This is a genomic window from Streptomyces sp. NPDC059668 (assembly GCF_042734135.1).
Taxonomy (GTDB): Bacteria; Actinomycetota; Actinomycetes; order Streptomycetales; family Streptomycetaceae; genus Streptomyces.
Genome location: NZ_JBHWEL010000055.1, coordinates 39254 through 64675, shown reverse-complemented (window position 1 = coordinate 64675; position 25422 = coordinate 39254). Strand labels below are relative to the sequence as shown.

Below are 25422 nucleotides of genomic sequence, written 5' to 3'. Positions count from 1 at the left end.
CCAGACGCCGGTCCGCGTCGATGTCGTAGACCGGCCGGAACCCCGACGCCGCCCCCAGCCCCCACAACCCCGGGCCCCCGCCCCCCCGCCGGACGGGGGCGGTCCGGGGCACCGGCGTGACCGGTGGCACAGCCACGGGGGCCGACCTGGTTTGACCCTGTCGGTCGTGGCCCCGTAACCTTGACCGTCGGCGTGTTCTTAGACGCGCCGCATCCCGTAAACCTTTTTTCCTCCCGGTGCCATGCGTCCCGGGAGAGGCCGTGCGCTTCTGCGCGTGGCTGGACTGCGGGGTTCCGTTCCGAGTGAGAGAGAGATCCGCGTGTACGCCATCGTGCGCAGCGGTGGTCGCCAGCACAAGGTTGCTGTCGGCGACATCGTTGAGGTTGACAAGATTTCCACTGCCAAGGTTGGCGACACGGTCGAGCTCTCGACCCTGCTCGTTGTCGACGGCGACGCCGTGACCAGCGACCCGTGGGTCCTTGCCGGCATCAAGGTCCAGGCCGAGATCGTGGACCACCACAAGGGCGTCAAGATCGACATCCTTCGCTACAAGAACAAGACCGGTTACCGCCGTCGTCAGGGCCACCGCCAGCAGTACACGGCGATCAAGGTCACTGAGATCCCCGCGGCTGCGAAGTAAGGGACTGAGGAGAGATGGCACACAAGAAGGGCGCATCGTCCACTCGGAACGGTCGCGACTCCAATGCTCAGCGGCTCGGCGTGAAGCGCTTCGGCGGTCAGGTCGTCAACGCCGGTGAGATCCTGGTCCGCCAGCGCGGCACCCACTTCCACCCGGGCAACGGCGTCGGCCGTGGCAAGGACGACACGCTGTTCGCCCTTGACGCCGGTGCGGTGGAGTTCGGTACCCACCGCGGCCGCAAGGTCGTGAACATCGTTCCGGTCGCCTGACCGGTTCCTACGCGAGGCGGACCTCACTTCCCGTACGGGAAGCGGGTCCGCCTTTCGCATGTTGTCAATGAAATACAGTACGCAAAAGACATTCCGTACGTACTGACGTAACCGAAGTGCTGGAGGCACCCCCCATGACCACCTTCGTGGACCGCGTCGAGCTGCATGTCGCCGCGGGTAGCGGAGGCCACGGCTGTGCCTCCGTACACCGGGAGAAGTTCAAGCCGCTCGGCGGCCCCGACGGCGGGAACGGCGGCCGCGGCGGTGACGTGATGCTGGTCGTCGACCAGTCCGTCACCACGCTGCTCGACTACCACCACAAGCCGCACCGCAGTGCCACCAACGGCAAGCCCGGCGAGGGCGGCAACCGTTCCGGCAAGGACGGCCAGGACCTGGTCCTGCCGGTCCCGGACGGCACCGTCGTCCTCGACAAGGCGGGCAACGTCCTCGCGGACCTCGTCGGCCACGGCACGTCGTACGTCGCCTCCCAGGGCGGTCGCGGCGGCCTCGGCAACGCGGCGCTGGCCTCGGCCCGCCGCAAGGCCCCCGGCTTCGCGCTGCTCGGTGTGCCCGGCGACTTCCAGGACATCGTCCTGGAGCTGAAGACCGTCGCGGACGTGGCGCTGGTCGGCTACCCGAGCGCGGGCAAGTCGTCCCTGATCTCCGTCCTGTCCGCGGCCAAGCCGAAGATCGCGGACTACCCCTTCACGACCCTCGTCCCGAACCTCGGTGTGGTGACGGCCGGCGAGACGGTCTACACGATCGCCGACGTGCCCGGTCTCATCCCCGGCGCCAGCCAGGGCAAGGGCCTCGGCCTCGAGTTCCTGCGCCACGTGGAGCGCTGCAGCGTGCTGGTGCACGTCCTGGACACGGCGACCCTGGAGTCCGAGCGTGACCCGGTCACCGACCTCGACATCATCGAGGAGGAGCTGAAGCAGTACGGCGGCCTCGGCAACCGGCCCCGCATGGTGGTCCTGAACAAGATCGACGTACCGGACGGCAAGGACCTCGCCGAGATGGTCCGCCCCGAACTGGAAGCCCGCGGCTACCGGGTCTTCGAGGTGTCGGCGGTCGCGCACATGGGTCTGAAGGAACTGTCGTTCGCGCTCGCCGAGGTGGTCGGCTCGGCTCGCGCCGCCAAGCCCAAGGAGGAGGCGACCCGGATCGTCATCCGCCCGAAGGCGGTCGACGACGCCGGCTTCACCGTGGTCCAGGAGGAGGACGGCCTCTTCCGGGTGCGAGGCGAGAAGCCCGAACGCTGGGTCCGCCAGACGGACTTCAACAACGACGAGGCCGTCGGTTACCTCGCCGACCGCCTCAACCGCCTCGGTGTCGAGGCGGAGCTGGTGAAGGCGGGCGCCCGCTCGGGCGACGGCGTCGCCATCGGCCCCGAGGAGAACGCGGTCGTCTTCGACTGGGAGCCGACGGTCATGGCCGGCGCCGAGATGCTCGGCCGCCGCGGCGAGGACCACCGCCTCGACACCCCCCGGCCCGCCGCGCAGCGCCGCCGGGACAAGCAGGCGGAGCGGGACGACGCGGACAAGGAGTACGACGACTTCGAGCCGTTCTAGGAGTCGCTCGGACCCGGGAAGTCGTCAAGGGCGCGGATGCGGATGTTGCCGCTCCGCGCCCGACTTCTTTCCGGCCGCCCGGCGTGCACGTGACCGTGCCGGAGTCCGTCGCGCGGAGAACAGGGCGCGTGGCCGTCGCCGGCCCGCGCGGCACCACGTGCGGACTCACCGGCACCGCGTGCGGCCTCACCGGCACCACGTGCGGACTCACCGGCACTCGCACCGGCACCGGTGCGAAGTCGTCCGGCCAGGGCACCGCCGGGGTGCCGGGCGGCGCGGAGCGCCTGAGGTTCGGCAACTGAGCGCTCGTCAGGGCCCGAGCGGCGGCCGGAACCCGGGAGACCGCCGGACCCCGTGAGCGGTCGGAAACAGGGAGACCGTCGGACCCGCCGCGGCGCGGAAGGCCCTCCGTGCCGCGACGGGCCGCGCTTTGCTCGCCTATTTGTCATGCTCTTGATGAACTCCGTTCAGCGATCGTGTCGTTGCTTCGTGTGAGCCTTCTGGTGTCCAAGGGGCCACCGAAGCAGAGGAGTTCGCCGATGACCGGAGCATTCTCACGCGATCGACGCCGCTTTCTCACCGCCGGGGGTGCGGTGCTGGGCGCGGCGGCCACCACCCAGCTGTGGCTGCCCAGCGCCGCCCGCGCCGCCCAAACGCCCCTGCCCGAGGAGGTGTTCACGCTCGGCGTGGCCTCCGGGGACCCGCTGCCCGACGCCGTCGTGATCTGGACCAGACTCGCTCCCGACCCGCTGAACGGCGGCGGCATGCCCGACACCGCGGTGCCGGTGGAATGGGAGGTCGCCGAGGACGCCCGCTTCAGGAAGCCGGTACGGCGGGGCGTCGCGCGGGCGCTGCCCGCGTACGGGCACAGCGTCCACGTCGACGTCCGCGGACTGCGCCCGGACCGCGCCTACTGGTACCGCTTCCGTGCCTCGGGCCGGCTCTCGCCGGTCGGACGCACCCGCACCGCGCCGCACCCGCACAGCCGCGGCGGCTCGCTCCGGGTCGCCCTGGCCTCCTGCCAGAACTGGCAGAACGGCTACTTCACGGCGTACGCCGACATGCTCCGCCAGGACCCGGACCTCGTCCTCTTCGTCGGTGACTACATCTACGAGTCCGCGCCGTCGGCGACGGCCGTGCGCCGGCACGAGGGCGGCGGAGAGCCGTACACCCTCGTCGAGTACCGCAACCGTTACGCGCAGTACCGCACCGACCCGCACCTCGCGGCGATGCACGCGGCGGCTCCCTGGGTGGTCACCTTCGACGACCACGAGGTCGACAACGACTTCGCCGGCGAGGTCCCGCAGGACCCGGCCAAGCAGTCGCACGACGCCTTCGTGGCCCGGCTGACCGCCGCCTATCAGGCGTACTACGAGCACATGCCGGTCCGGGCGGCCGCGGTCCCGGACGGCCCGCACATCCAGATGTACCGACGGCTCGACTTCGGCCGGCTGGTCCGGCTGAACGTCCTGGACACCCGGCAGTTCCGCAGCGACCAGGCGACCGGCCAGGCGGGCGCCGAGGACCCCTCCACGACCATGCTGGGCGCCACGCAGAAGGAGTGGCTGCTCGACGGCCTGCACCACTCACCGACCCGCTGGAACCTGATCGCCTCGCAGATCATGATGGCCGAGACCGATCTGCAGGTGGGCCCGGGCAAGCTCTGGTACTACGACGCCTGGGACGGCTACCAGGCCGAACGCAACGCTCTGATGGGCGAGTTCGCGCGTGTGCGCAACCCCGTGGTGCTGGCCGGCGACCGGCATCTCACCATGGTCAGCGACCTGAAGGAGGACTTCGCCGACCCGGACTCCGACGTCGTCGGCGCCGAGTTCGTGGGGACCTCCATCTCCAGCGGCGGCGACCAGGACCAGGCGGCGTTCCACGCCGAGTGGGACGCGCGGATGCCGGACAACCCGCACTGGAAGTTCATCGACGCGCACCGCGGTTACCACCTCTTCGACATCGGGCGTGACGGCATCGACGCGACGGTGCGCGCCCCCGGGACGGTGCTGCTGCCGGACGCCGCCTCCAGCACGCTGGCCCGGCTGCGGGTCGAGGCGGGCGATCCGGGCGTACGCCTGGTCTGACCGTCCCGCCCGGTACGACGGCCCGAACGGGAACGCTCCGGCGCTCACGGATCCCGCCGCTCCTCGATGGGGGCCCGGGACTCCGGTGGGCGCCGGAGCGTTTCCGGGTGTGACTCGGGTAAGAGAACTCGGGCAGGAGAATCCGACGCGTCCTGGAACCGCCGTCGAGAAGCGCGCAGGGCACGCCCCCGCGCCGCCGCGCGGGTTCACGCGCCGCCGTCCAGGGAACCCGTCAGGTCCCGCACCGGCGTGTCATGGGGCGCCAGCGGCACCGGACGGCGCGCCCGCGGCACCCCGAGCGCCCGAAACGGGCGTGACCGTCGGCACAGGAAGCGGACACCGCGTCCGGTGCCGGGCGGGGCCGCGGCTCCCGCTGTCCGGAGCGGAGGTGAAGAGATCAGGGAAAACGTGTGCACTTACTCACAGCAAATCAGTACAACCCGGACAGCTCTCGGAGAAGTCGCCTGCATGCAAGGTGAATAACCGGTTGCGCGCACATATGCGGCAGAGGTCGCTCACCTTGCACCGCAGTAACCGTAAGTGGGACCATCCGAATGTTCCCTGTCGCCCCAAGGTAGGTCACCTGTGTCTGAGCACATTGCCAAGCCCCGTACCACCGCAGTGATCCTGGCCGGCGGCACCGGTCAGCGGGTGGGTCTGTCGATTCCGAAGCAACTGCTGAAGATCGCCGGCAAGGCGGTCATCGAGCACACGCTGACCACCTTCGAGCAGGCCGACTCGATCGACGACATCATCGTGCTGATGGCCCCGGGATACGTCCCGGACGTCGAGAAGATCGTCGCGAAGGCGGGGCTGAAGAAGGTCACCAAGGTGATCGAGGGTGGCTCGACGCGGAACGAGACGACCGAGCGTGCCATCGCCGCCCTCGGTGAGGGCCTGGCCGAGGGCGAGGACGCGAACGTCCTGTTCCACGACGCCGTACGCCCGCTGCTGTCGGAGCGCGTGATCGACGACTGCGTGACCGCGCTGGAGCGGTTCCAGGCCGTGGACGTCGCCATCCCGTCCGCGGACACGATCATCGTGACCCGTACCCACGGCGACGACGGCGAGTTCATCACCGAGATCCCGGACCGCTCCCGGCTGCGCCGCGGCCAGACGCCCCAGGCGTTCAAGCTGTCCACGATCCGCCGCGCGTACGAGGTCGCGGCCGGTGACCCCAACTTCCAGGCCACCGACGACTGCTCGGTCGTGCTCAAGTACCTGCCGGACGTGCCGATCCACGTCGTCGCGGGTGACGAGTACAACATGAAGGTCACCCAGCCCGTCGACGTCTTCATCGCCGACAAGCTCTTCCAGCTCGCCTCCACCGCCGCGCCCGAGCAGGCCGACGAGGCCGCCTACCGCGAGCTGCTCACCGGCAAGACCGTGGTGGTCTTCGGCGGTTCGTACGGCATCGGCAAGGACATAGCCGAGCTCGCCGGGGGTTACGGGGCGAAGACCTACGCCCTCGGCCGCTCGACCACCGGCACGCACGTCGAGAACCCGGAGGAGGTCGACGACGCGCTGTCCACGGCCTACGCGGAGACCGGGCGCATCGACTACGTGATCAACACCGCCGGCGTGCTGCGCATCGGCAAGCTCGCCGAGACGGACAACGCGACCATCGAGGAAGCGCTGAAGGTCAACTACCTGGCCCCGGTGCAGATCGCCCGCTCCTCGTACAAGTACCTGGCCGAGACCAAGGGCCAGCTGCTGCTCTACACCTCCAGCAGCTACACCCGGGGCCGCGCCGAGTACAGCCTCTACTCCTCCACCAAGGCCGCCATGGTGAACCTCACCCAGGCGCTGTCCGACGAGTGGGCGGGCGACGGCATCCGCGTCAACTGCATCAACCCCGAGCGCACCGCGACCCCGATGCGCACCAAGGCCTTCGGCCAGGAGCCCACGGGCTCGCTGCTCTCCTCCGAGGCCGTGGCGCGCACCTCGCTCGACGTCCTCGTCTCCGAACTGACCGGTCACGTCATCGACGTGCGCCAGCAGGACCCGACGGCGGGCGCCGGACAGGCCTCCGGCTTCGAGGCGGCGCTGGCCAGCGTGCTGGACCGACAGGACGGCGTGGCATAATCAACATCAATATCTTCCGGTAATTCAGGCCTCTGTGGCCGCGTGTTCGCGGCGCATTCACAGAGGCCTGAATCCGTAAATTTCCCAGAACGTTCACAAAACCGCTTCAGTACTTTTTCGGTACCAAGCGCATTTTCCGTACCAAACCGGCACTCCCCTCCAAGAGCAGGTTTATCCGTGATTTCCACCGCTATACGCGTTGCCCGGGTGGGCAGTGCCGCCGAGCTGGCTGCGGCGGCCCTCATGATGCTGGGCTTTCCCTGCCTGATGCTCGCGGCGCTCCTCCCGAGCGTGGGCGCCTTCGCCGCCGCGGCCGCCGTGACGTACCTGGCGGACCACTATCTGCACCGGCGTGGCAGCTATCTGATCAACCGCCTGAGCAAGGTGCGCGCCGGTCTGTCCATCAGATTCCTGGTACGGCAGCTGCTGCTGGTGCTCCTCCTGGCGCGTCTCGACCTGTCCGGCAGCATGGTCTTCTACGCGGCGATCGCGTGCTTCCTGGCCTTCTACGGCTTCCAGGCCCCGCACAGCGCGCTGGTCACGCTGATCCGGCTGCGCCGCAAGATGCCCGTCGCCACCCGTAACGTCGACCTGGCCTCCCGCGTCCGTATCCCCGACGCGCCGCCGCGCTCCCTGCTGAACCGGGCCGCGGAGAAGATGCTCCACCTCGACCTGGTGGCGGTCACCGGCGTGCTCGTCACCGGAGCCACCGGCAGCGACGTGTACGGCTTCGCGGGCATCGCGGTCACGCTGGGGCTCGCGTTCCTCTACGTGGTCGCGCTCGTCCCGTACATCCGCGCCAGGAAGACCCCGCCGAACGCCGAGAAGGTCCTCGCCGCGGTCGACGGCTGGCTGCGTGAGTACCGCCCGGAGACGGTGCTGTACTTCTCGGGGTCCAAGGACTCCGCGTACCAGGTCAACATGTGGCTGGAGACGATGGAGCAGCTGGACACCCGGCCGCTGATCATCCTGCGCGAGCGCGCCGTCCTGGACCGCATGGCGCCCACCACCGTCCCGGTCATCTGCGTGCCCGGAGGGGTGCACCTGATGAACATGGACCTGTCCACGGTGCGGGTCGCGCTGTACGCGGCGAACGTCGGCAAGAACATCCACCTGCTGCGCGTCCCCACCATGAAGCACGTCTTCATCGGACACGGCGACAGCGACAAGCTCGCCAGCGTCAACCCGTTCAGCAAGGCGTACGACGAGGTGTGGACCGCCGGCCGGGCAGGCCGCGACCGCTACGCCATCGCCGACGTCGGCGTCCGTGACGACGACATCGCCGAGGTCGGCCGCCCGCAGCTCGCGCCGATCCGGACCTGGCAGGACGCGCAGGACGGACTTTCCGACGCGGCCGCCGGCGGCCGCTGCCCGACGATCCTGTACGCCCCCACCTGGGAGGGCTGGGACGACAACCCGGGCAACACCTCGATCCTGCTGGCGGGCGAGAACATCGTCCGTCGTCTGGTGCGCGCCGATCCGCCCGTCCGTGTCCTCTACAAGCCGCACCCGTTCACCGGCACCCGCAGCTCGCGGGCCAAGGCCGCGCACGACAGGATCGTCGCGCTGGTCGAGAAGGCGGCCGCCGAACGCGCCGCCGACCCCCGCTTCGCCGGCGACGCGGCGGCCCGGAGCGCGGCCGTGGCCGAGCTGGCCCGGATCGCGGCCCGTGTCGAGCAGCTGACCGGAGTCACCGAGAGCGGCGACGAGGCCGAGGCCACCCGTGACGGCATGGTCGACACCGCGGCGCACGCCGAGGTCGCCCGGCTGCGCGCCGAGTGGAACGACGCCTACTGGCGCTCCTTCGGCAGCGCCGAGCACCGGGTGATCACCGGCGCCGAGCCCCGCCTGTACGACTGCTTCAACGTCTCCGACGCGATGGTCTCGGACATATCCAGCGTGGTCTCCGACTTCATCGCGAGCGGCAAGCCGTACGCGGTCACGGACTCCGCGGAGCTGGGCGTCGAGGAGTTCAAGCGGCAGAACACCGCGGTGCGCGCCGCCGTGATCCTCTCCAACTCGGCCGCCGAACTGGACGAGCTGCTCGCCGGGGTCGTCGACCCGTCGGCGGACGCGCTGGCCACCGACCGCCGGGAGCTGAAGCGGTATCTGCTGGGCCCCGACGAACCGGCGTCGATCGACCAGTTCAACGGCGCGGTGCGCGACCTGGCGAAGAAGTCCCGGGTGCGCAACCAGGGCCAGGAGGCCGGAGCGTCGGCCGCCGCGGCGGAGCCGGCGGGCGCGGTTCCCGGCCAGCGGGCCGCCACCGCGGGCGAGACGGGTGGTGCGACGGTCAAGGGCTGATCCCCTGGCCGTCGGCCGGCCGCCGGTCGCCCGCGCGCATATGACAGAGCCCGGCTCCGAGTAACCCTCGGAGCCGGGCTCATTGCTGTGAAGCGCGTCACACTTGAGGGTTTGTCAGGCAACCGATCCACATACCCACTCGTCTTCTAAGTAGTCCTTGCGGTGAAACGGGGGAAATATTCTGATGACGATGGGGAAACGTGACAGTGACGCAGCCTGATGTCAGTGTGATCATCGGGGCGTACGAGGCCATGCCATACCTGGTCAAGTGCCTGCAGTCGGTGGAGGACCAGACGCTCGGGTCCGACCGGATCGAGGTCGTCGCCGTCGACGACGGGTCGATGGACGGCACGGGGGAGTACCTGGAGGAGTTCGCGGAGCGCGCGGCCATGACGGTCACCGTGATCCGGCAGGCCAACTCCGGCGGCCCCAGCGGTCCACGCAACGTCGGCCTCGACAAGGCCCGCGGACGCTACGTCTTCTTCCTCGACGCCGACGACCACCTCGGTCCGGAGGCTCTGGAGCGCATGGTCGCCATGGCCGACGCGCAGGGCACGGACGTCGTGCTCGGCAAGGTCATCGGGGTCAACCGCACCGCCCCGAAGTCGATGTGGGGCAAGACCCTGCCGCGCACGGACGTGTTCTCCTCGCAGATCAAGTTCACCCTCAGCGCGCAGAAGCTCTTCCGGCGCGAACTGCTCACCCGGCACGGCATGCACTTCGACGAGTCGCTGAAGACCGGCGAGGACGCGCTGTTCACCATGGAGGCGTACCTCCGCGCCGACGGTGTCTCCGTGATCGCCGACTACGACTGCTACTACCTGGTCGGCCGCGAGGACGGCAAGCACGTCACCAAGAGCGGCAGCTACCGGCTGCGCTTCGACTCGGCCCGCGCCCTGATGGGTCTGATCGCCGAGCACGTGCCCGCCGGCAAGCGCCGCGACGGCCTGATGGTCCGGCCCTTCCTCATCACCCTGCTCCCGCAGTTCGGTCCCGTCTTCCTCAAGGACGACGAGGAGGTCAGACGCGACAAGCTCGCGCTCGCCGAGCCGCTGATCGACGCGTACTGGACCGAGGGCGTCGCCGACCGTCTCAAGGTCAGTGAGCGGCTGCGGGTGAACCTGGCCGGTCTGGGCAGGGCCGACCTGCTGGTCGACCTCCTGGAGTTCCTCAAGAAGAAGAAGGCGCCCGCGCTCCACGTGGACCCGCGCAGCCGCAAGGCCTATCTCGGCTACCCGCACTTCCGTGACAAGGAGGCGCCCGTCCCGGACAGCTGGTTCATCCCGACGAGCCGCGAGACGGTCACCATCGACAGCTTCAAGTTCGCTCCCGCCAGTCATTTCCCCGGGATGCGCACCGCCCGCCGCATGGCCCGCAAGGTGCTGGGACCCCGCCGCGCGGCGGGATGACGCGAAACGCCCGCTCCGACGCCCCGAGAGGCGCACGGAACGGGCGTCGGCGGGGCGTGTACCGGGGGAGTACGCACCCACGAGGGCGGACGGGCGCTACTGGCGGCCCGACTGCAACGCCCTACGCAACGGGCGCCCCACCGCGCGGCGCGCCATGCGGTAGACGGAGCGCTGCGGGACGACGGCCTGCGTCAGGGCCTTCGGGCCGCCCTTCCGGGCCCGGTCGAGGTCACGCCTCAGCTTGGCGTTGTCCTCGGACAGCTCGGTGATACGGGTCTGCAGCCAGCCGAACCGGGCGGTGAGCGAGGCCATGTCGGCGTCGTTCCAGGGCCGGACGCCGGCCGGGAAGGCGAGCGAGGCCATCCGGCGGTCGTAGGCCGCGCCCCCGTCGCCGTGCGTGAAGGTGTTCCGCAGGCCGTTGCGGTCCAGGAAGCCCGTGAAGCGCTCGAAGCGCTCCTGGTGGCCGCCCGTCAGCGCGCCGAAGTCCGCCTCCGCGTACAGCTCGGCCGGGTCGAGGTCCGGCGGCAGCGCGTTGATCATGCGGTGCGGGATGTCGAAGTAGCGGCACAGCTCCAGGGTGCGCGAGTCGCCGCAGAGCACGGTCGCGGGCGTACCCGCGAGGAGCGCGGCGATGTTGCCGTGGATGCGGGAGCCGAACGAGAAGTCGAACTCCCGCAGGTCGTCGATCCAGGTCACGGGGTCGATGTAGACGCGGACCTTGTCCTCGCGGTACATCGGGTGGTCCGGGTGCGTGGGCATCGCGGTGACGGAGCCGTTCGGGTCCGACAGGTCGCGCCAGTGCAACTGGCGGGCGTCACTCAGGTTCTGGCCGATGAAACGCAGATACGGGTAGCGCGCGTGTGCCCGGCGGATCACCCGGTCCAGGCCCTGGGACCGCACCGCGCTGTGCGAACCGTTGACGGCGACCCGGGACCCGGGACCGAGCGCGGGAGCACTCTTGCGGACGTCCAGGTCCTTGCCGTACATGAACATCGACGGGCAGCCGATGACCTCGACGTCCCGGAAGCCCATGTCCTTCAGATAGCGCTCCGTGAACTCGCCGCGCACCCCGATGGAGGCGCTCCGGTCCAGAACGGCGGCGACGAACTCCCGTACGGCCGGCTCCATGGGCTTCAGCCGGGCCGGGTTGTAGTCCAGGCCGGTCTGCGCGCCGATCCCCGGCACGACCACGGGGATCCGCAGCCTGCCGATGAGCCGCGTCAGGCGCCTGAGCTGGGGCTCGAACGAGGGCCGGAACGCGTTGGCCAGCGGTACGACGAACGCGTCGTACTCCTCGTTGATCCGGCCGGCGGCCGCGACGTCGGTGCGGATGCCGTTCGACACGACCTCCGTGTCCGGGGTCTCGAGGATCTTGTGGGCGGCGTCGCTGAAGATCAGGTTGCCCGAGTTGGTGGCGAAGACGTCCTGGTGGAGCGCTTGTTCCACGGGGACGACGTCGTACGGGCTCTTCCCCGATCTCAGGAGTATGCGCTTCACCGGATGAACAGTAGGTGCCACAACGTTCAACTTATCTTTGCGTCCTCTTTAAGTTCCATGAGGAACCCGTACAACCTTTTGTGCATACGCGAGCCGTGAGCGGACGGCTACGCGGAGGCGTCCGCCAGCTGGACCGGGAGGCGTCGGCCCGGCCGCTTCGCGTAGATTGCCGGGCGGGACGACCGGACCGACGCGAGGGGACACACCGCAGGTGGCAGGGCAGGCGGAAGGGAACGTGGCCGGACGGTCTACGGCGGTGCGGCAGGCGGTGGCGCGGGCCCACAGGATGGTCGTCAAGGTGGGCTCCTCCTCGCTGACGACGGCCGCGGGCGGCCTCGACGCGGACCGTGTCGACGCCCTCGTCGACGTGCTCGCCAAGCACCGCAGCGGCGGCGAGAAGGAGATCGTCCTCGTCTCCTCCGGTGCCATCGCCGCCGGTCTCGCCCCGCTCGGCCTGCGTCGGCGCCCCAAGGACCTCGCCCGCCAGCAGGCCGCCGCCAGCGTCGGGCAAGGGCTCCTGGTCGCCCGCTACACCGCGTCCTGCGCCCGGCACGGCATCCGGGTCGGACAGGTGCTCCTCACCTCCGACGACACCAGCCGCCGAGCCCACCACCGCAACGCCGCCCGCACCCTCGACAAGCTCCTCGCGATGGGCGCCCTGCCGGTCGTCAACGAGAACGACACGGTCGCCACGGACGAGATCCGCTTCGGCGACAACGACCGGCTCGCCGCCCTCGTCGCCCACCTCGTCCGCGCCGATCTGCTGGTCCTGCTCTCCGACGTGGACGGTGTCTACGACGGAGACCCCGGCAGGCCCGGCACCTCGCGGATAGCGGAAGTGCGCGCACCGCAGGACCTCGCGCACATCGACATCGGCAGCGCGGGCAAGGCGGGCGTCGGCACCGGCGGCATGGTCACCAAGGTCGAGGCCGCCCGGATCGCGGCGGCCGCGGGCATCCCCGTCGTCCTCACCTCCGCCGTGCACGCCGCCGAGGCCCTGGCGGGCGGGGACACCGGCACCTACTTCCATCCCACCGGCAAGCGCTCCGCCGACCGGCTGCTGTGGCTCCAGCACGCCTCGACCCCGCAGGGCGCGCTCATCCTGGACGACGGGGCCGTGCGCGCCGTCGTCGACCGGCGCACCTCGCTGCTGCCGGCGGGTATCGCGGCCGTCGAGGGCGACTTCGTCGCGGGTGACCCCGTCGAGCTGCGCGACAACGGCGGCCGTGCGGTCGCGCGGGGTCTGGTGAACTTCGACGCCAAGGAGATCCCGCAACTCATCGGCCGCTCCACCCGCGAACTGGCGCGCGAACTGGGCCCCGCCTACGAACGTGAGGTCGTCCACCGCGACGACCTGGTCCTCCTGTATCCGTAGAACGCCTGTCCGTGGCACCTGTGCGCCGTAGCGCCGGCGTGCGACCCGGGGGCCGAACTCCGCACCCCGGCCGAAAACCGGTGTGAACGTTTCGCGGACGCCCGTCGCAGCGCGGTGAAACTCCGTAAAAGCGCCACGCGGACTCTCCCCACCTGCTCAACTTTGTTGCAGGGAGACCCCCGAGGTTGTGTGACGACCATTGCGTAAAGGAGGCCGTCGTGAGACGAGTGCGCCCTGGGGCGGCGGCGTCGCGCGGTGGTGCCTCCCCCACACTCGGCTCCGCTCGAGCGGGGGGAGCCCCATCCCGTGCGGCGGGCGAGGAACGGGCCCTGACGAGCGTCGCGGCCGGAGACGCCTTCGAGGGCGAGAAACCCGCCGACCAGCCGCGGCTGTGGCACGTCACGCTGAGCGTCTCGGGCGGCGAGGCCCCGCTGAAGGAGGTGCGGCGCGGACTGGAACAGCTGGCCCACGACCACCCCTTCCTGCTGACCAGCCGGTACGCCAACGACCACGCGGAGATCCGCTACTGGGAGGAGGCCCGCGACCTGCACGACGCGGCGGCCGTCGCCCTCAGGCTGTGGGGCGAGCACCGGCAGACCGCCAAGCTCCCGCCCTGGGAGATCGTCGGCCTGGAGGTCATCGACCGCGAGACCTACCACCAGCGCGTCGCGGAGGGATACGGGCCGCTTCCGGCCACTCCGGTGGGAGTTCATCCCTTTTGAGGGTGTCTCGGGGTGTGGGACAACGGCTGGCCGGACCCCCGCGGCGCACTACCCTTCCGATATGACCACGCTCTCGCCGTACGACTCGATGTCTCCGGTCACCCGGGCCGCCTACCGCGCCAAGGCCGCCGCCGCCGACCTCGCACCGCTGCCGCGGGCCGAGAAGGACGACGCGCTGCTCGCGATCGCGGACGCGCTGGAGGTCCGTACGAGCGAGATCGTCGCGGCCAACGCGAAGGACATCGCGCGGGCCCGGGAGGCCGGGACCAGCGAGACCGTCGTCGACCGGCTCACGCTGACGCCCGAGCGTGTACGCGCCATCGCCTCGGACGTACGGGACGTCGTCGCGCTGCCCGACCCGGTCGGCGAGGTCGTACGCGGCTCGACCCTTCCGAACGGCATCGACCTGCGCCAGGTCCGGGTCCCGCTCGGTGTCGTCGGCATCATCTACGAGGCCCGCCCGAACGTCACGGTCGACGCCGCCGCCCTCTGTCTGAAGTCCGGCAACGCGGTCCTGCTGCGCGGTTCCTCCTCGGCCTTCGAGTCGAACACCGCCCTCGTCCGCGTGCTGCGCGACGCCGTGGGCGGCGCCGGACTGCCGGCCGACGCCGTCCAGCTGGTGCCCGGCGAGGGCCGCGAGTCGGTCCGCGAGCTGATGCGAGCCCGCGGTCTGGTCGACGTCCTCATCCCGCGCGGCGGCGCCTCGCTGATCCGTACGGTCGTCCAGGAGTCGACCGTCCCCGTCATCGAGACCGGCACCGGCAACTGCCACGTGTACGTCGACGCGAACGCCGACCTCGACATGGCGATCGACATCCTGATCAACTCCAAGGCCCAGCGGCCCAGCGTCTGCAACTCCGCCGAGACGCTCCTCGTGCACCAGGACATCGCGCCCGAGTTCCTGCCGCGCGCCCTGGACGCCCTCGCGGCCGCCGGGGTCACCGTGCACGCCGACGAGCGCGTCCTCGCCTACGCCAAGGACTCCAAGGCCACCGTCGTCGAGGCCACGCCCGAGGACTGGGAGACGGAGTACCTCTCCTACGACATCGCCGCCGCGGTCGTCGACTCCCTCGACCGGGCCGTCGAGCACATCCGGCTGTGGACCTCCGGGCACACGGAGGCCATCGTCACCACCTCGCAGCAGGCCGCCCGCCGTTTCACCCAGTTGGTGGACTCCACCACGGTCGCCGTGAACGCCTCGACGCGGTTCACCGACGGCGGCCAGTTCGGCTTCGGCGCGGAGATCGGCATCTCCACGCAGAAGCTGCACGCCCGGGGGCCCATGGGGCTGCCGGAGCTGACGAGCACCAAGTACATCGTCACGGGGGACGGGCACATCCGGCGCTGAGGCACCGGACGCGGGGGCGCGCGGAACGCGGCGCGGGCCCTGCGGCGCGCGGCGGTGTGCGTCCGCGGGAGAGGCGTCTCGCCAGGCGGATGAATTTCCATACCGTCTGCCCAAAATGACCCCCCAGGTCTACTCTGGATCCGTGCCGGAGGACGTGGGGGGCACGCCGTTCCCTGACGGCTGGGAGCCCGACGACGACCGCGACCGCGGGGGTGCGGACGAAGAGTTCGCCTCCGTGGTCTTCGACGAGGACTTCGTACGGGCGGCGGTGATCCATGAGCCGACCGCCGTGGAACGCCTGCTGGCGGCCGCCCAGGCCCGCGCGGAGGCCTCCGAGGCGGAAGCGCGCCGGGCGCACGCCCGGGGCACGCACGGCGACGACGAGCACTACGAGGACGGTTTCGGTCCCGACGGCCTCGGCGGACACGGCCGTGACCCGGACCTGGACGACCTCGACGACGCGGAGATCCTGGAAGGCCGGCACGGCGCTCCGGGACCGTTCGGCAGGGCTTATGGGAAGCAGGCCCGCTGGCACCGTCCGGTGGCCTGGGTGCTGGCCGTGGTGATGGGCATCGGCATGGTCGCCCTGGCCTTCACGGCGGTCTACCGAGGCGCCTCCTCGGGCGGCCGGGACCAGGTCCCGTCACCGGCCTCCACGGGCCTCGAACAGGGCCACGACAGGGTCACCGGCACCGGGCCCCCGGCATCGGCCGACCACTCCCGGCCGGCCGTGTCGGCGATGCCCCGGACCCCGTGACACCAGCGGCGTCGTCGACCCCTCGAACAGCCCGGGGCTCCCGGGTGGTCTTGGTGGGATCCTGTCAGAAGTTGTCGCGCACCACCGCGTTTACCCGAGGCTCCGGAGACCTACTCTGAAGGTATGGGCGGGCCTGGAGACCCTCCTGAGGGGACACCCGAGGGCGCTCCCACAGGTGGAGAGGACGAGTACCGATCCGTCGTCTTCGACGAGTCGTTCGTCCGCGCTGCCCGTCTCCAGGAGTTCTCCGCGCGGGAGCGGATGGCCGACCACGCCCCGGCCGTGCGCCGCCGCCCCGCGCTCCAGCGCGGCCTCTCCCGGCAGGCGCTGATCCTGGTCCTGCTGATAGCCGTCGCCTTCGGCACCGCGATCTACATGGGCGTACGGCACCCGTACCAGAACCCCGTCGCCCAGCCGCCGGAGCCGCTGCGCATGACGGTCATACCCCTCGCGCCGCAGACCCCCGTGCCGGGGGCCGTGAACGTCGACGACCTGTACGCGCACAGTCCCGCGGCGCAGTTCGGGGTCGGCGCCGAGGGCATAGCGCTGCCCGCCTCCCGCCGCACCGCGCACTTCTCGGACAGCCAGGTCGTCGCCGCCCTCACGACCGCCAAGGACTACCTCGTGAAGTCCTCGCTCGACCCGGACGTCCTCAAGGGCGGCACCGACCGGCCGGTACGGATCCTGCTCGACCCCCAGCAGCTCGACCAGTTCGACCAGAGCTTCACCCGTCCGGCCGCCGACGGGCGGCACGAGCCCACCGGCTGGCTGGTCCGCTTCGACACCGCCCGCACCGAGCTGGCCGACCTCAGGATCCGGGTGCAGGGCACCCTGCGGGCCGCCGAGTCCGACCCGGACACCCTGGAGGTCGTCGCCGACCACACCTTCGTCTACGCCCTGAAGCCGGCGGGCGCGGACAGCGGGGCGAAGGCCTCCCTCTTCACCGTCCGGCGAGAGCTGCACTTCCGCTTCGACCGCGACGACCTGCGCATGCACCAGACCGAACTGGTCGTCTCCTCCCTCCAGGCCGGACCGCTCGCCTGCGCCGACGACTCGGTGGACCGGCTGCGTCCCCTGCTCGCCGGGCAGACCGCGAAGGCGGGCGGCCCGGCGGGCACCGACCCGTACGCGACCGGCAGCACGACGGCCCTGTGCGGGTCGCTGGCGACGAGCGCGCAGCCGAGGATCTGACCCGCGCCGGCGCCCGGCGGTCCCGGGCGGGCGCCACCGTGGTGGCGCCCGGAGATCAGTGACCGGCGCGGGGTGCGGTCATCCGTCGCCCTTGGGTCCCGCGTCGCCCCTGGAACCCGGGTCGCCGCCGGGGCGGCCGTCGTCCGGGCCGGTGTCACCGGGGCGCTCGTCGCCGTCCCGCCCGTCGGGCTGCGGGGCGTCCTTGGGGGAGCCGCCCGCGAAGCCGCCGAAGCCGCGCCGCACCCGGCCCCCGAGATCGCCCGCACCGCCCGCGATGTCGCTGACCAGCTTCATCAGCGGGTCCTTGGAGTTCTTCACGTCCGTCGCGTAGCTCGACGCCGACTGGCGGAAGGAGTCCGTGACCGAGGTGTCCTTGTCCTCGCTGCGCCGCGGATAGTGACCGTCCATGATCCGCTGGTAGTCCCGGGACTCGGCCCACTTCTTCAGCTCGGCGGCGCGCACCGTGGTGAAGGGGTGCGTACGGTTGAGGACGTTGAGGATCTTGAGCACGGAGTCGCGCAGGTCGCCCCCGGCCTCGTACTCCTCGGCCTGCGCGAGGAACGCGTCCACGTTCATCTCGTGCAGGTGGTTGCCGCCCGCGATCTTCATCAGCCCGCGCATCGAGGCCCGCGGGTCCTGCCCGACGAGCAGTCCCGCGCGGTCGGCCGACAGCTCCGACTTGCGGAACCACTCCCGCAGCGCGGTCACGATGGTCATGATCGCGAGGTTGCCCAGCGGGATCCAGGCCACCCGGAGGGCCAGGCTGGTCAGGAAGAGCAGGATCGTGCGGTAGACGGAGTGGCCGGACAGCGCGTGGCCGACCTCGTGCCCGACGACGGCCCGCATCTCCTCCTCGTCCAGCAGCTCCACGAGGCCGGTCGTGACGACGATGATCGGCTCGTCCAGGCCGATGCACATCGCGTTCGGCTGCGGGTCCTGGGTGACGTACATCGGCGGGACCTTCTCCAGGTCCAGGATGTAACAGGCGTCCCGCAGCATGGCGTTGAGGTGCGCGAACTGGGCGTCCGAGACGCGCACCGAGTCGGACAGGAACAGCAGCCGCAGGCTGCGCTCGGGCAGCAGGCCGCTCAGGGCCTTGAAGACCGTGTCGAAGCCGGTGAGCTTGCGCAGGGCCACCAGGGCCGAGCGGTCCGCCGGGTGTTCGTAGGCCCGCGACGAGATCCCCTCGAAGCGCCTGCGCTGCCTGCTCGGCACGTTCTCGTGCCCGTTCCCGTTGCTGTCATCGGACATGTGTTCCCCCATGTGCGTCGGAGTGCCCTATGTGCCCCCAAGGCACGGCCCAGCCTAGGCGGAGATACGGTGGACGGGCAGTACAGAGAAGGAGTCGTACGCCATGGAGCACATCCCCGCAGCCGCCTGGCTCACCGAGGCCGCGAGCGCGGCAGACAAGCAGGGCCCGGGCGATCTGCTCCGCGTCGTGCTGATCGTGATGATCGTCGGGCTGGCCCTGGCCGCCTGGTTCCTGCTGCGGGGGTACAAGCGCGAGGACGACTGAGCTCCGCGCCGGGAGGACCGGCGCCGTGACCGTCGTAAGGGGTGCCGGTGACCGTCGCGCACGGCAACCGGCTTCCCCAACGGCGGAGTCGGCGTGATCGTCGCCGGGACACCCGATTACGATGGGCCGACGTCTTCATCCCGCCCTCCCCCACTCTCGACTCCGTTCGAGCGGGGGGACCCCCATCGGATAGGTCCTGCCGAGATGAGCTTCCACAGCACTGCCGCACAGTTGGTCACTCTTGCCGCCGAGGGCGAGGAGCACGGTGGTAACCACGAGAGCCTCAGCCCGTTCCTGACCGGCGGTGGCGCCCTCTTCGTCCTGCTCCTGCTGCTGTGGATCACGACGCGTTTCAACCGCGACCGCTGAGCCCTTTCGGCCATCCGCGGCCGTCACCGGAACCCCTGTCGGGCGGAGCCCGTCGACCGGGCCGGTAGGGTCTGCACGCATGGGAGAGCAGCACATGCCTACCGGTCCGGCCGGCGACTCGGAGAGCGGAGCCGTCGGCGACGCCGCGGGTGGCGGGGTGCGTGGCGGCGTGAGCCGTCTGACGACCGGCCGCCGCAACGGCCCCTCGAATCCGGGCAAGCGCCGACTCGGCGTGATGGGCGGGACGTTCGACCCGATCCACCACGGGCACCTGGTGGCGGCCAGCGAGGTCGCCGCCCAGTTCCACCTCGACGAGGTGGTGTTCGTACCGACCGGGCAGCCGTGGCAGAAGAGCGACCGGAAGGTCTCCCCGGCCGAGGACCGCTATCTCATGACGGTCATCGCGACCGCCGAGAACCCGCAGTTCTCGGTGAGCCGCATCGACATCGACCGCGGCGGACCGACCTACACCACGGACACCCTGCGCGACCTGCGCTCTCTCAACCTCGACGCCGACCTGTTCTTCATCACCGGCGCCGACGCGCTCGGCCAGATCCTCACCTGGCGGTACGCGGAAGAACTGTTCTCCCTCGCGCACTTCATCGGAGTCACCCGGCCCGGCCACACCCTGACCGACCCCGGGCTGCCCGAGGGCGGGGTCTCGCTCGTCGAGGTTCCCGCGCTCGCCATCTCGTCGACAGACTGTCGTGCGAGGGTCGGCAGGGGGGATCCCGTCTGGTATCTGGTGCCGGACGGTGTAGTGCGCTACATCGACAAGCGTGAGCTGTACCGCGGCGAGTGAGCCGAGAGGGGCACCGGTGAACGACCGATACGACGGATACACGGGCGGCGACCAGTACGAGCTCGTCGGCTACGACGAGTTCGGGCAGCCTGTGTACCGGCAGGTGCCGCCCCAGCCGTCCCGGCAGCACTACGACCCGTACGCGCAGCCCCAACAGCCGCAGCAGTCCCAGGGCTACGGCTACGACCCGTACGCGACCGGCGGAACGGCCTACGACACCGGTCGTCAGCCGGCGTCCTCCTACGACACCGGTCAGCAGACGTCCGTCCCCGCGTACGACCCCTACGACCCGTACGGAGCCGGCGCGTCCGCCCCCGACGGGACGGACACGGCGTACGACTCCTACGGGCAGCAGGCCGGGACGTCCCAGGCCCCCCACCCGACGCAGACCGGACGCGGCGGACAGGCCGGCCGGACGGGCCGGGCGGGACAGACGGCTCGGACGGGCCGGGCGGCTCAGGACGGGCAAGCCGGGTACGGCGGGCAGAACCCGGACACGGCCGGTGCCGCGAGCACCGGGCAGCAGCCGCGGGTCGCAGAGCAGACCGCCTACATCCCGCAGCAGGCGGGCCCCGCGGAGGACGGTGGGCAGCGGGCCGACCGGGACTACCGCACCGAGCAGTTCGCGTTCGTCGAGGAGCAGGAAGCCGAGTCCGAGGACGTCATCGACTGGCTGAAGTTCACCGAGAACCGCACCGAACGCCGCGAGGAGGCCCGCCGCCGCGCCCGCGGCCGGATCGTCGCCCTGGTCGTGGTGTTCGCCCTGATCGTGGTCGGCGGGGTCGGCTACCTCTGGTACGCGGGCAAGCTGCCCGGCACCGCCTCGCACGGCAAGCCCGCCGTGACGGCGGCGTCGAGCGCCCAGAACCGTGACGTGCTCGTCGTCCACCTGCACGACACGAAGGGCGGCGGCACCTCCACCGCGCTGCTCGTCGACAACACCACGACCAAGCGGGGCACCACCGTCCTGCTGCCCAACTCCCTCGCCCTGACGGGCGACGACGGTTCGACGACCACGCTCGCCAAGTCCGTCGGCGACGACGGGTCCTCGGGCACCCAGGACGCGATCGACACGGTGCTGGGGACCGACATCCAGGGCACCTGGCGTCTCGACACCCCCTACCTCAGCAACCTCGTCGAACTCGTCGGCAACATCGACGTCACGACCGACACCGCCGTGCCCGACCCCGCCGCGAAGAAGAAGGGCGAGCCGCCCCTCGTGAGGAAGGGCGAGGACCAGACCCTCTCCGGCAAGGCGGCCGTCGCCTACGCGACCTACCGCGCCCCGGGTGAGGCCCAGAACGCCCAGCTGGAACGGTTCGGCCAGGTCATGCAGGGCGTGTTGCGCAAGCTGTCCTCCGACAAGCAGGCCGCGACGACCACCGTGCAGACCCTCGCGCAGATCCTCGACCCGCCGCTGACCGACCAGGACCTCGGCGTCTTCCTCGCCAAGCTCGCCGACCTCGCCAAGGGCGGCGACTACAAGACGGCGCTGCTGCCCGTGCAGCAGGACGGCACCCTGAGCGAGAGCGCCACCGACAGCGTGGTCAAGGACGTGCTCGGCGGTACCGCCAAGAGCCCCGAGGCAGGGGCCGCCGTCCGTGTCGGCGTCAAGAACGCCACCGGGGTGAAGTCCGCCACGGACCAGGCCCGCGTCGTCCTGGTCAACGGCGGCTACACCTTCCTGGACTCCGGCACCGCCGCCGCGGCCCAGAGCGTGTCCCGGGTCACGTACACCGACGACGCCAAGAAGGACGACGCCGTCGAGGTGGCGAAGACCCTGGGCCTGCCGACCGGCGCGGTGAAGAAGGGCGACGCGACGTCCAACGCGGACGTGTCCGTGGTCCTGGGCCAGGACTACAAGGTGAGCACCCCCACCGGGTGACCCCGCGGGATCGGCGGTGACGACCGGCGATCACGGGGTGTCCGCGGCCGTACTCCGGGGCTTTCGGGGCACGGCCGCGGAAACGCGTGGGGTGCCCTCGGTCGGCCGTGAGACCCTTGAGTCATTACTGACCGCCGACGGAAAGCCGCGTAGTGACCGCCACGGACCGCTCCATCGAGCTCATCAACACCGCCGCGCAGGCGGCCGCAGACAAGCTCGCGCACGACATCATCGCCTACGACGTGAGCGATGTGCTCTCGATCACCGACGCCTTCCTGCTGGCGTCCGCACCCAACGACCGCCAGGTCAAGTCGATCGTCGACGAGATCGAGGAGCGCCTGAGCAAGGAGCTCGGCGTCAAGCCGGTGCGCCGCGAGGGCGACCGCGAGGCCCGCTGGGTGCTGCTCGACTACGTCGACATCGTCGTGCACGTCCAGCACAGCGAGGAGCGCGTCTTCTACGCGCTGGAGCGGCTCTGGAAGGACTGCCCCGAGCTGGACCTGCCGGCCGACGCCAAGGCCACCCGCGGCAAGACCGCCGAGCACGCCGAGCTTCAGGCCGAGGAGGACTCCGCCGAACTGGGGGACCTGCGGTGACCGCCGGGGCCGGCGGGAAGCCGGGCCGGGGCCGCCGGGTCATCCTGTGGCGGCACGGCCAGACCTCCTGGAACGTGGAGAGCCGCTTCCAGGGCTCCACGGACGTCGAGCTCACCGAGACGGGCATCGGCCAGGCCCGCCGCGCCGCCCGGCTGCTCGCCTCGCTGGAGCCCGACGCGATCATCGCCTCGGACCTCCGGCGGGCCGCCGCCACGGCCGCCGAGCTGGCCGGGCTCACCGGCCTCGACGTCACCCACGACGAGGCCCTGCGGGAGACCTACGCGGGCGTCTGGCAGGGGCTGACGCACGACGAGATCCTCGGCCGCTACGGCGACGAGTACGCCGCCTGGAAGCGCGGCGAGCCCGTGCGCCGGGGCGGAGGCGAACTGGAGTCCGAGGTCGCCGACCGGGCCGCTCCCGTGGTCCTGCGGCACGTCGACAAACTCCCCGAGGACGGCACCCTCGTGGTCGTCAGTCACGGCGGCACGATCCGTACGACCATCGGGCGTCTGCTCGGCCTGGAGTCACAGCACTGGGAGAGTCTCGGCGGCCTCTCCAACTGCTGCTGGTCCGTCCTCGGGCGGGGCGCGCGGGGCTGGCGGCTGCTGGAACACAACGCCGGCACGCTGCCGGAGCCGGTGCTCGGAGACGACGACTGAGACGGCCCAGCGGCCCTCCGACCTGTCCCGGAGGCCTGTCGGGACCGGATTTCACTTTCCGGCAGGTCGCAGGCTAAAGTTCTTCTTGTTCGCCCCGCAGGGCGGGAAGAACACGAGGGGCTATAGCTCAGTTGGTAGAGCGCCTGCATGGCATGCAGGAGGTCAGGAGTTCAATTCTCCTTAGCTCCACAGATCGACTCCTTGGAGTCGTCGAAGATCGATGACGAAGATCCCGTCCCCTCAGGGGGCGGGATTTTCTGTCTGCCCCGAGGGACCGCAGGGCCCCCGCCACACTCTTCTTGAACCTGCTTGAGTCACTTGGGCCTCCGGGGGCGTATACCTCTGCGGACGCGCTCCTCATGTGCACGTATGCGCTGGCCGCGACGGCTACGTCGGGTGCCGTGTCCGGACTGGTACGAAGGCGTCGCTGACCGTATTGCTCCGGCCGTGGCAGAATCAAACGGCCGGAAGGGGGCGCGGCCCGACGGGAGGGAGAAGCGATGCCTGAGAGCATCCTCGAGGAGGTCCACGATCTTCTCGAAGTGGCACCGAAACGTAGAAGAGCCACCCTCCTCGACTGTCCTTCCTGTGGATCCGTCCACATCGCCCAGGTCCTCGGCGACAACGGCGGGATCTCCTACGTGTGCACGGCCTGCGGCCACAGCTGGAGCTGATCGATGGGTGCACACAGGCGAAAGTGCGATTGGTGCGGCAGTGGTACGCCCATCGTCCGCGACATGGAACCGGTCAACCACGACTACCAGTACTGGTGCGAGGAGTGCGCGCGGGCGCTGATCATAAAAGGCGACCCCATCGAGACGTACCGCGAGCTGGAGGGCGAGCCGATCTACGGTCGGCTCCTCGACGAGCACTGCACGCTCAAGCGCTTCTACTCGTTCGCGACAGCCTGACCCCGAGAAGGGCCAGGAAGGCGCAGCCGGCTCCCGCGTAGAGGGCCGACAGCGTCGACTGGACGCCGTTCTGGTGCAGTTCGAGCCGGCCGGGGCCGTGCGGTACCCACCACAGCGCGTACGAGCAGAACGCCACGGCGACGGCGACGGCGGACACCCTCCCGCGCGTCGCGAGGAGCAGCGTCAACGGCACGCACCACACCCAGTGGTGCGACCACGACACCGGACTGACCAGCAGCGCCGTCACCGCGCAGGCGGCCACCGCCCAGGCCCGCAGCCCACGCAGTTCCGCGGCCACGGCGGCCGTGAGACCCACGACCCCCACCCCGGCCGCCGCGGCCACCCACCAGAGGCCGGGGTGCGCGGTGTGCAGCAGCCGGGCCAGGACCCCGCGCAGCGACTGGTTCGCGGTGTCCTCCACCAGCCCGACCCGGCCCGTCTCGAAGACCGCCCGGCTCCAGAAGTGCCAGGAGTCGTACGGCAGGACGGCGGCCGCGAGCAGCGTCGCCCCGGCGAACGTGACGGCGGCCCCGCGCGCGTGTCGCAGCCAGGTCCCGCCGCGGCCCCCGCGCGCGTGTTCCACGAGGCCGGCGGTCAGCAGGAACACCGCGAAGAGCGCCGGGGTCAGTTTGACCGCCGCGGCGATCCCGATGCCCGCCCCGGCCCAGCGCCGTGCGGACCGCCCGGACAGGTCCCACAGCACCAACACCCCCAGCAGCAGGTTGACCTGCCCGTAGCGCAGGGTCGTCCACACCGGCTCGCACCACACGGCCACCGCCGACGTCCACCACACGCCCTGGACGCGCGCGTGGCCGGCGAGCCGCAGCGAGAGCGCCACGAACACCACGAGGAGGGCCAGGTTCCCGGCCGTCGCGAGCGTCCGCAGGTCCGCCGTGTCCAGCAGGGTCAGCGGTGTGAACAGCAGGGCCGCGAACGGCGGGTACGTCGTGGGCAGATGGGCCTCGGTCGTACGCAGCGCGTAGAGGTCGCCGCCCGCGCGCACGGTCGCGCCCTCCGCCCGGTACACCGTCAGGTCGATCATCGACACGTGCGCGGCCCGCTGCGCGCACCAGAAGGCGGCGAACGACAACAGGCACGCCCCCAGGGCGACGGACGCGTGGCGGCGGACACGGGGGAGGGCGATCACGGTCACGGACGCCGACACTATCCCGCATGTCCGTATTGTCCGAGCGGCGCGGAATCGATTTGGTGGTGCACGGGGAGGACCGTGTAATGTTGGCGTCGCCGCCGGGGAGACCGGGCGGAGCAGGACAAGGGGCTATAGCTCAGTTGGTAGAGCGCCTGCATGGCATGCAGGAGGTCAGGAGTTCAATTCTCCTTAGCTCCACAGAATATGAAGGCGGGGCCCCCCCCGACGGGGGGGCCCCCTGCGGGGGTGAATGCGCCCCAGCCCGGCGCCCCGCGG

The 25422-nt window shown here is 70.7% G+C and carries 24 protein-coding genes, 2 tRNA genes and 1 pseudogene; 24 read left to right on the top strand and 3 right to left on the bottom strand.

All coding sequences use genetic code 11. The annotated features are described in order from the left end of the window. Positions 1-319: 319 nt before the first annotated feature. The 8 genes from rplU to ACFV2J_RS30700 all read left to right on the top strand — a co-directional run bounded on the left by rplU (position 320) and on the right by ACFV2J_RS30700 (position 10368). A complete protein-coding gene (rplU, locus tag ACFV2J_RS30735; RefSeq protein WP_006374708.1) occupies positions 320-640 on the top strand; it encodes a 50S ribosomal protein L21 in 321 nt (106 codons plus the stop codon). Positions 641-654: 14 nt separating this feature from the next. Further along, on the top strand, positions 655-909 hold the full coding sequence (gene rpmA / locus ACFV2J_RS30730) for a 50S ribosomal protein L27 (RefSeq protein ID WP_028802588.1): 255 nt from the start codon (positions 655-657) through the stop codon (positions 907-909). A gap of 134 nt (positions 910-1043) precedes the next feature. Further along, positions 1044-2480: a GTPase ObgE gene (gene obgE, locus ACFV2J_RS30725; RefSeq protein WP_385441677.1), complete on the top strand. Its 1437-nt coding sequence runs from the start codon at positions 1044-1046 to the stop codon at positions 2478-2480. 128 nt (positions 2481-2608) lie between these two features. Then, positions 2609-2782, top strand: coding sequence for a hypothetical protein (locus tag ACFV2J_RS30720; RefSeq protein WP_385093122.1), 174 nt, complete (start codon positions 2609-2611; stop codon positions 2780-2782). Positions 2783-3019: 237 nt separating this feature from the next. After that, positions 3020-4570 (top strand): alkaline phosphatase D family protein, encoded by a 1551-nt coding sequence (locus ACFV2J_RS30715; RefSeq protein WP_385093119.1) that lies wholly within the window; start codon positions 3020-3022, stop codon positions 4568-4570. Between the two features lie 585 nt (positions 4571-5155). After that, positions 5156-6655, top strand: coding sequence for a D-ribitol-5-phosphate cytidylyltransferase (locus tag ACFV2J_RS30710; protein WP_385093116.1), 1500 nt, complete (start codon positions 5156-5158; stop codon positions 6653-6655). Positions 6656-6862: 207 nt separating this feature from the next. Continuing rightward, entirely contained in the window at positions 6863-8959 is a 2097-nt protein-coding gene (locus tag ACFV2J_RS30705; RefSeq protein ID WP_385441683.1) for a hypothetical protein, read from the top strand. A 200-nt stretch (positions 8960-9159) separates the two neighbouring features. Then, positions 9160-10368, top strand: a complete 1209-nt coding sequence (locus ACFV2J_RS30700) for a glycosyltransferase family 2 protein (RefSeq protein ID WP_385097629.1) — start codon at positions 9160-9162, stop codon at positions 10366-10368. Positions 10369-10464: 96 nt separating this feature from the next. Here ACFV2J_RS30700 and ACFV2J_RS30695 read toward each other — a convergent pair whose 3' ends face one another. Next, the gene (locus tag ACFV2J_RS30695) at positions 10465-11865 is read right to left on the bottom strand and encodes a polysaccharide pyruvyl transferase family protein (protein WP_385097625.1); all 1401 of its coding nucleotides are present in this window, start codon (positions 11863-11865) and stop codon (positions 10465-10467) included. A gap of 286 nt (positions 11866-12151) precedes the next feature. Here ACFV2J_RS30695 and proB point away from each other — a divergent pair, with 286 nt between their 5' ends. The 5 genes from proB to ACFV2J_RS30670 all read left to right on the top strand — a co-directional run bounded on the left by proB (position 12152) and on the right by ACFV2J_RS30670 (position 17258). Further along, the gene (gene proB / locus ACFV2J_RS30690) at positions 12152-13240 is read left to right on the top strand and encodes a glutamate 5-kinase (RefSeq protein ID WP_385441681.1); all 1089 of its coding nucleotides are present in this window, start codon (positions 12152-12154) and stop codon (positions 13238-13240) included. A gap of 227 nt (positions 13241-13467) precedes the next feature. Further along, entirely contained in the window at positions 13468-13962 is a 495-nt protein-coding gene (locus ACFV2J_RS30685) for a hypothetical protein (RefSeq protein ID WP_385090013.1), read from the top strand. A 61-nt stretch (positions 13963-14023) separates the two neighbouring features. After that, a complete protein-coding gene (locus ACFV2J_RS30680; protein WP_153290642.1) occupies positions 14024-15310 on the top strand; it encodes a glutamate-5-semialdehyde dehydrogenase in 1287 nt (428 codons plus the stop codon). A 115-nt stretch (positions 15311-15425) separates the two neighbouring features. Continuing rightward, positions 15426-16067, top strand: a complete 642-nt coding sequence (locus ACFV2J_RS30675) for a hypothetical protein (RefSeq protein ID WP_385089985.1) — start codon at positions 15426-15428, stop codon at positions 16065-16067. 123 nt (positions 16068-16190) lie between these two features. Continuing rightward, on the top strand, positions 16191-17258 hold the full coding sequence (locus tag ACFV2J_RS30670) for a hypothetical protein (protein WP_385089987.1): 1068 nt from the start codon (positions 16191-16193) through the stop codon (positions 17256-17258). 78 nt (positions 17259-17336) lie between these two features. Here ACFV2J_RS30670 and ACFV2J_RS30665 read toward each other — a convergent pair whose 3' ends face one another. Continuing rightward, entirely contained in the window at positions 17337-18509 is a 1173-nt protein-coding gene (locus tag ACFV2J_RS30665) for a M48 family metallopeptidase (protein ID WP_385089990.1), read from the bottom strand. A gap of 103 nt (positions 18510-18612) precedes the next feature. Here ACFV2J_RS30665 and ACFV2J_RS30660 point away from each other — a divergent pair, with 103 nt between their 5' ends. From ACFV2J_RS30660 to ACFV2J_RS30615, 10 genes and pseudogenes are all read left to right on the top strand, one after another. Further along, positions 18613-18774 (top strand): hypothetical protein, encoded by a 162-nt coding sequence (locus tag ACFV2J_RS30660; RefSeq protein WP_385089993.1) that lies wholly within the window; start codon positions 18613-18615, stop codon positions 18772-18774. A gap of 204 nt (positions 18775-18978) precedes the next feature. Then, entirely contained in the window at positions 18979-19143 is a 165-nt protein-coding gene (locus ACFV2J_RS30655; protein WP_168528072.1) for a hypothetical protein, read from the top strand. Positions 19144-19222: 79 nt separating this feature from the next. Further along, entirely contained in the window at positions 19223-19945 is a 723-nt protein-coding gene (gene nadD / locus ACFV2J_RS30650; protein ID WP_385089995.1) for a nicotinate-nucleotide adenylyltransferase, read from the top strand. 16 nt (positions 19946-19961) lie between these two features. After that, positions 19962-21830: an LCP family protein gene (locus ACFV2J_RS30645; protein WP_385089998.1), complete on the top strand. Its 1869-nt coding sequence runs from the start codon at positions 19962-19964 to the stop codon at positions 21828-21830. 152 nt (positions 21831-21982) lie between these two features. Then, entirely contained in the window at positions 21983-22426 is a 444-nt protein-coding gene (rsfS, locus tag ACFV2J_RS30640) for a ribosome silencing factor (protein WP_385090001.1), read from the top strand. Further along, entirely contained in the window at positions 22423-23085 is a 663-nt protein-coding gene (locus ACFV2J_RS30635; protein ID WP_385090004.1) for a histidine phosphatase family protein, read from the top strand. The genes rsfS and ACFV2J_RS30635 overlap by 4 nt, the downstream gene beginning before the upstream one ends. Positions 23086-23201: 116 nt before the next feature. Further along, positions 23202-23274 (top strand) — tRNA-Ala (locus tag ACFV2J_RS30630). Between the two features lie 101 nt (positions 23275-23375). After that, positions 23376-23516 (top strand): annotated as a pseudogene (locus ACFV2J_RS30625) (MFS transporter); the annotation flags it as partial. Between the two features lie 69 nt (positions 23517-23585). Next, positions 23586-23759, top strand: coding sequence for a hypothetical protein (locus tag ACFV2J_RS30620; protein WP_385090007.1), 174 nt, complete (start codon positions 23586-23588; stop codon positions 23757-23759). A gap of 3 nt (positions 23760-23762) precedes the next feature. Further along, positions 23763-23996 carry a hypothetical protein gene (locus ACFV2J_RS30615; RefSeq protein ID WP_010986886.1) on the top strand — a complete coding sequence of 78 codons (234 nt, stop codon included), beginning with the start codon at positions 23763-23765 and terminating at the stop codon, positions 23994-23996. Here ACFV2J_RS30615 and ACFV2J_RS30610 read toward each other — a convergent pair. Further along, positions 23965-25149: a glycosyltransferase 87 family protein gene (locus ACFV2J_RS30610; protein WP_385441664.1), complete on the bottom strand. Its 1185-nt coding sequence runs from the start codon at positions 25147-25149 to the stop codon at positions 23965-23967. The two genes, ACFV2J_RS30615 and ACFV2J_RS30610, sit on opposite strands and share 32 nt — an antisense overlap. Before the next feature lie 122 nt (positions 25150-25271). Between ACFV2J_RS30610 and ACFV2J_RS30605 the strand changes: the two genes are divergently transcribed. Then, positions 25272-25344 (top strand) — tRNA-Ala (locus ACFV2J_RS30605). Positions 25345-25422 lie beyond the last annotated feature (78 nt).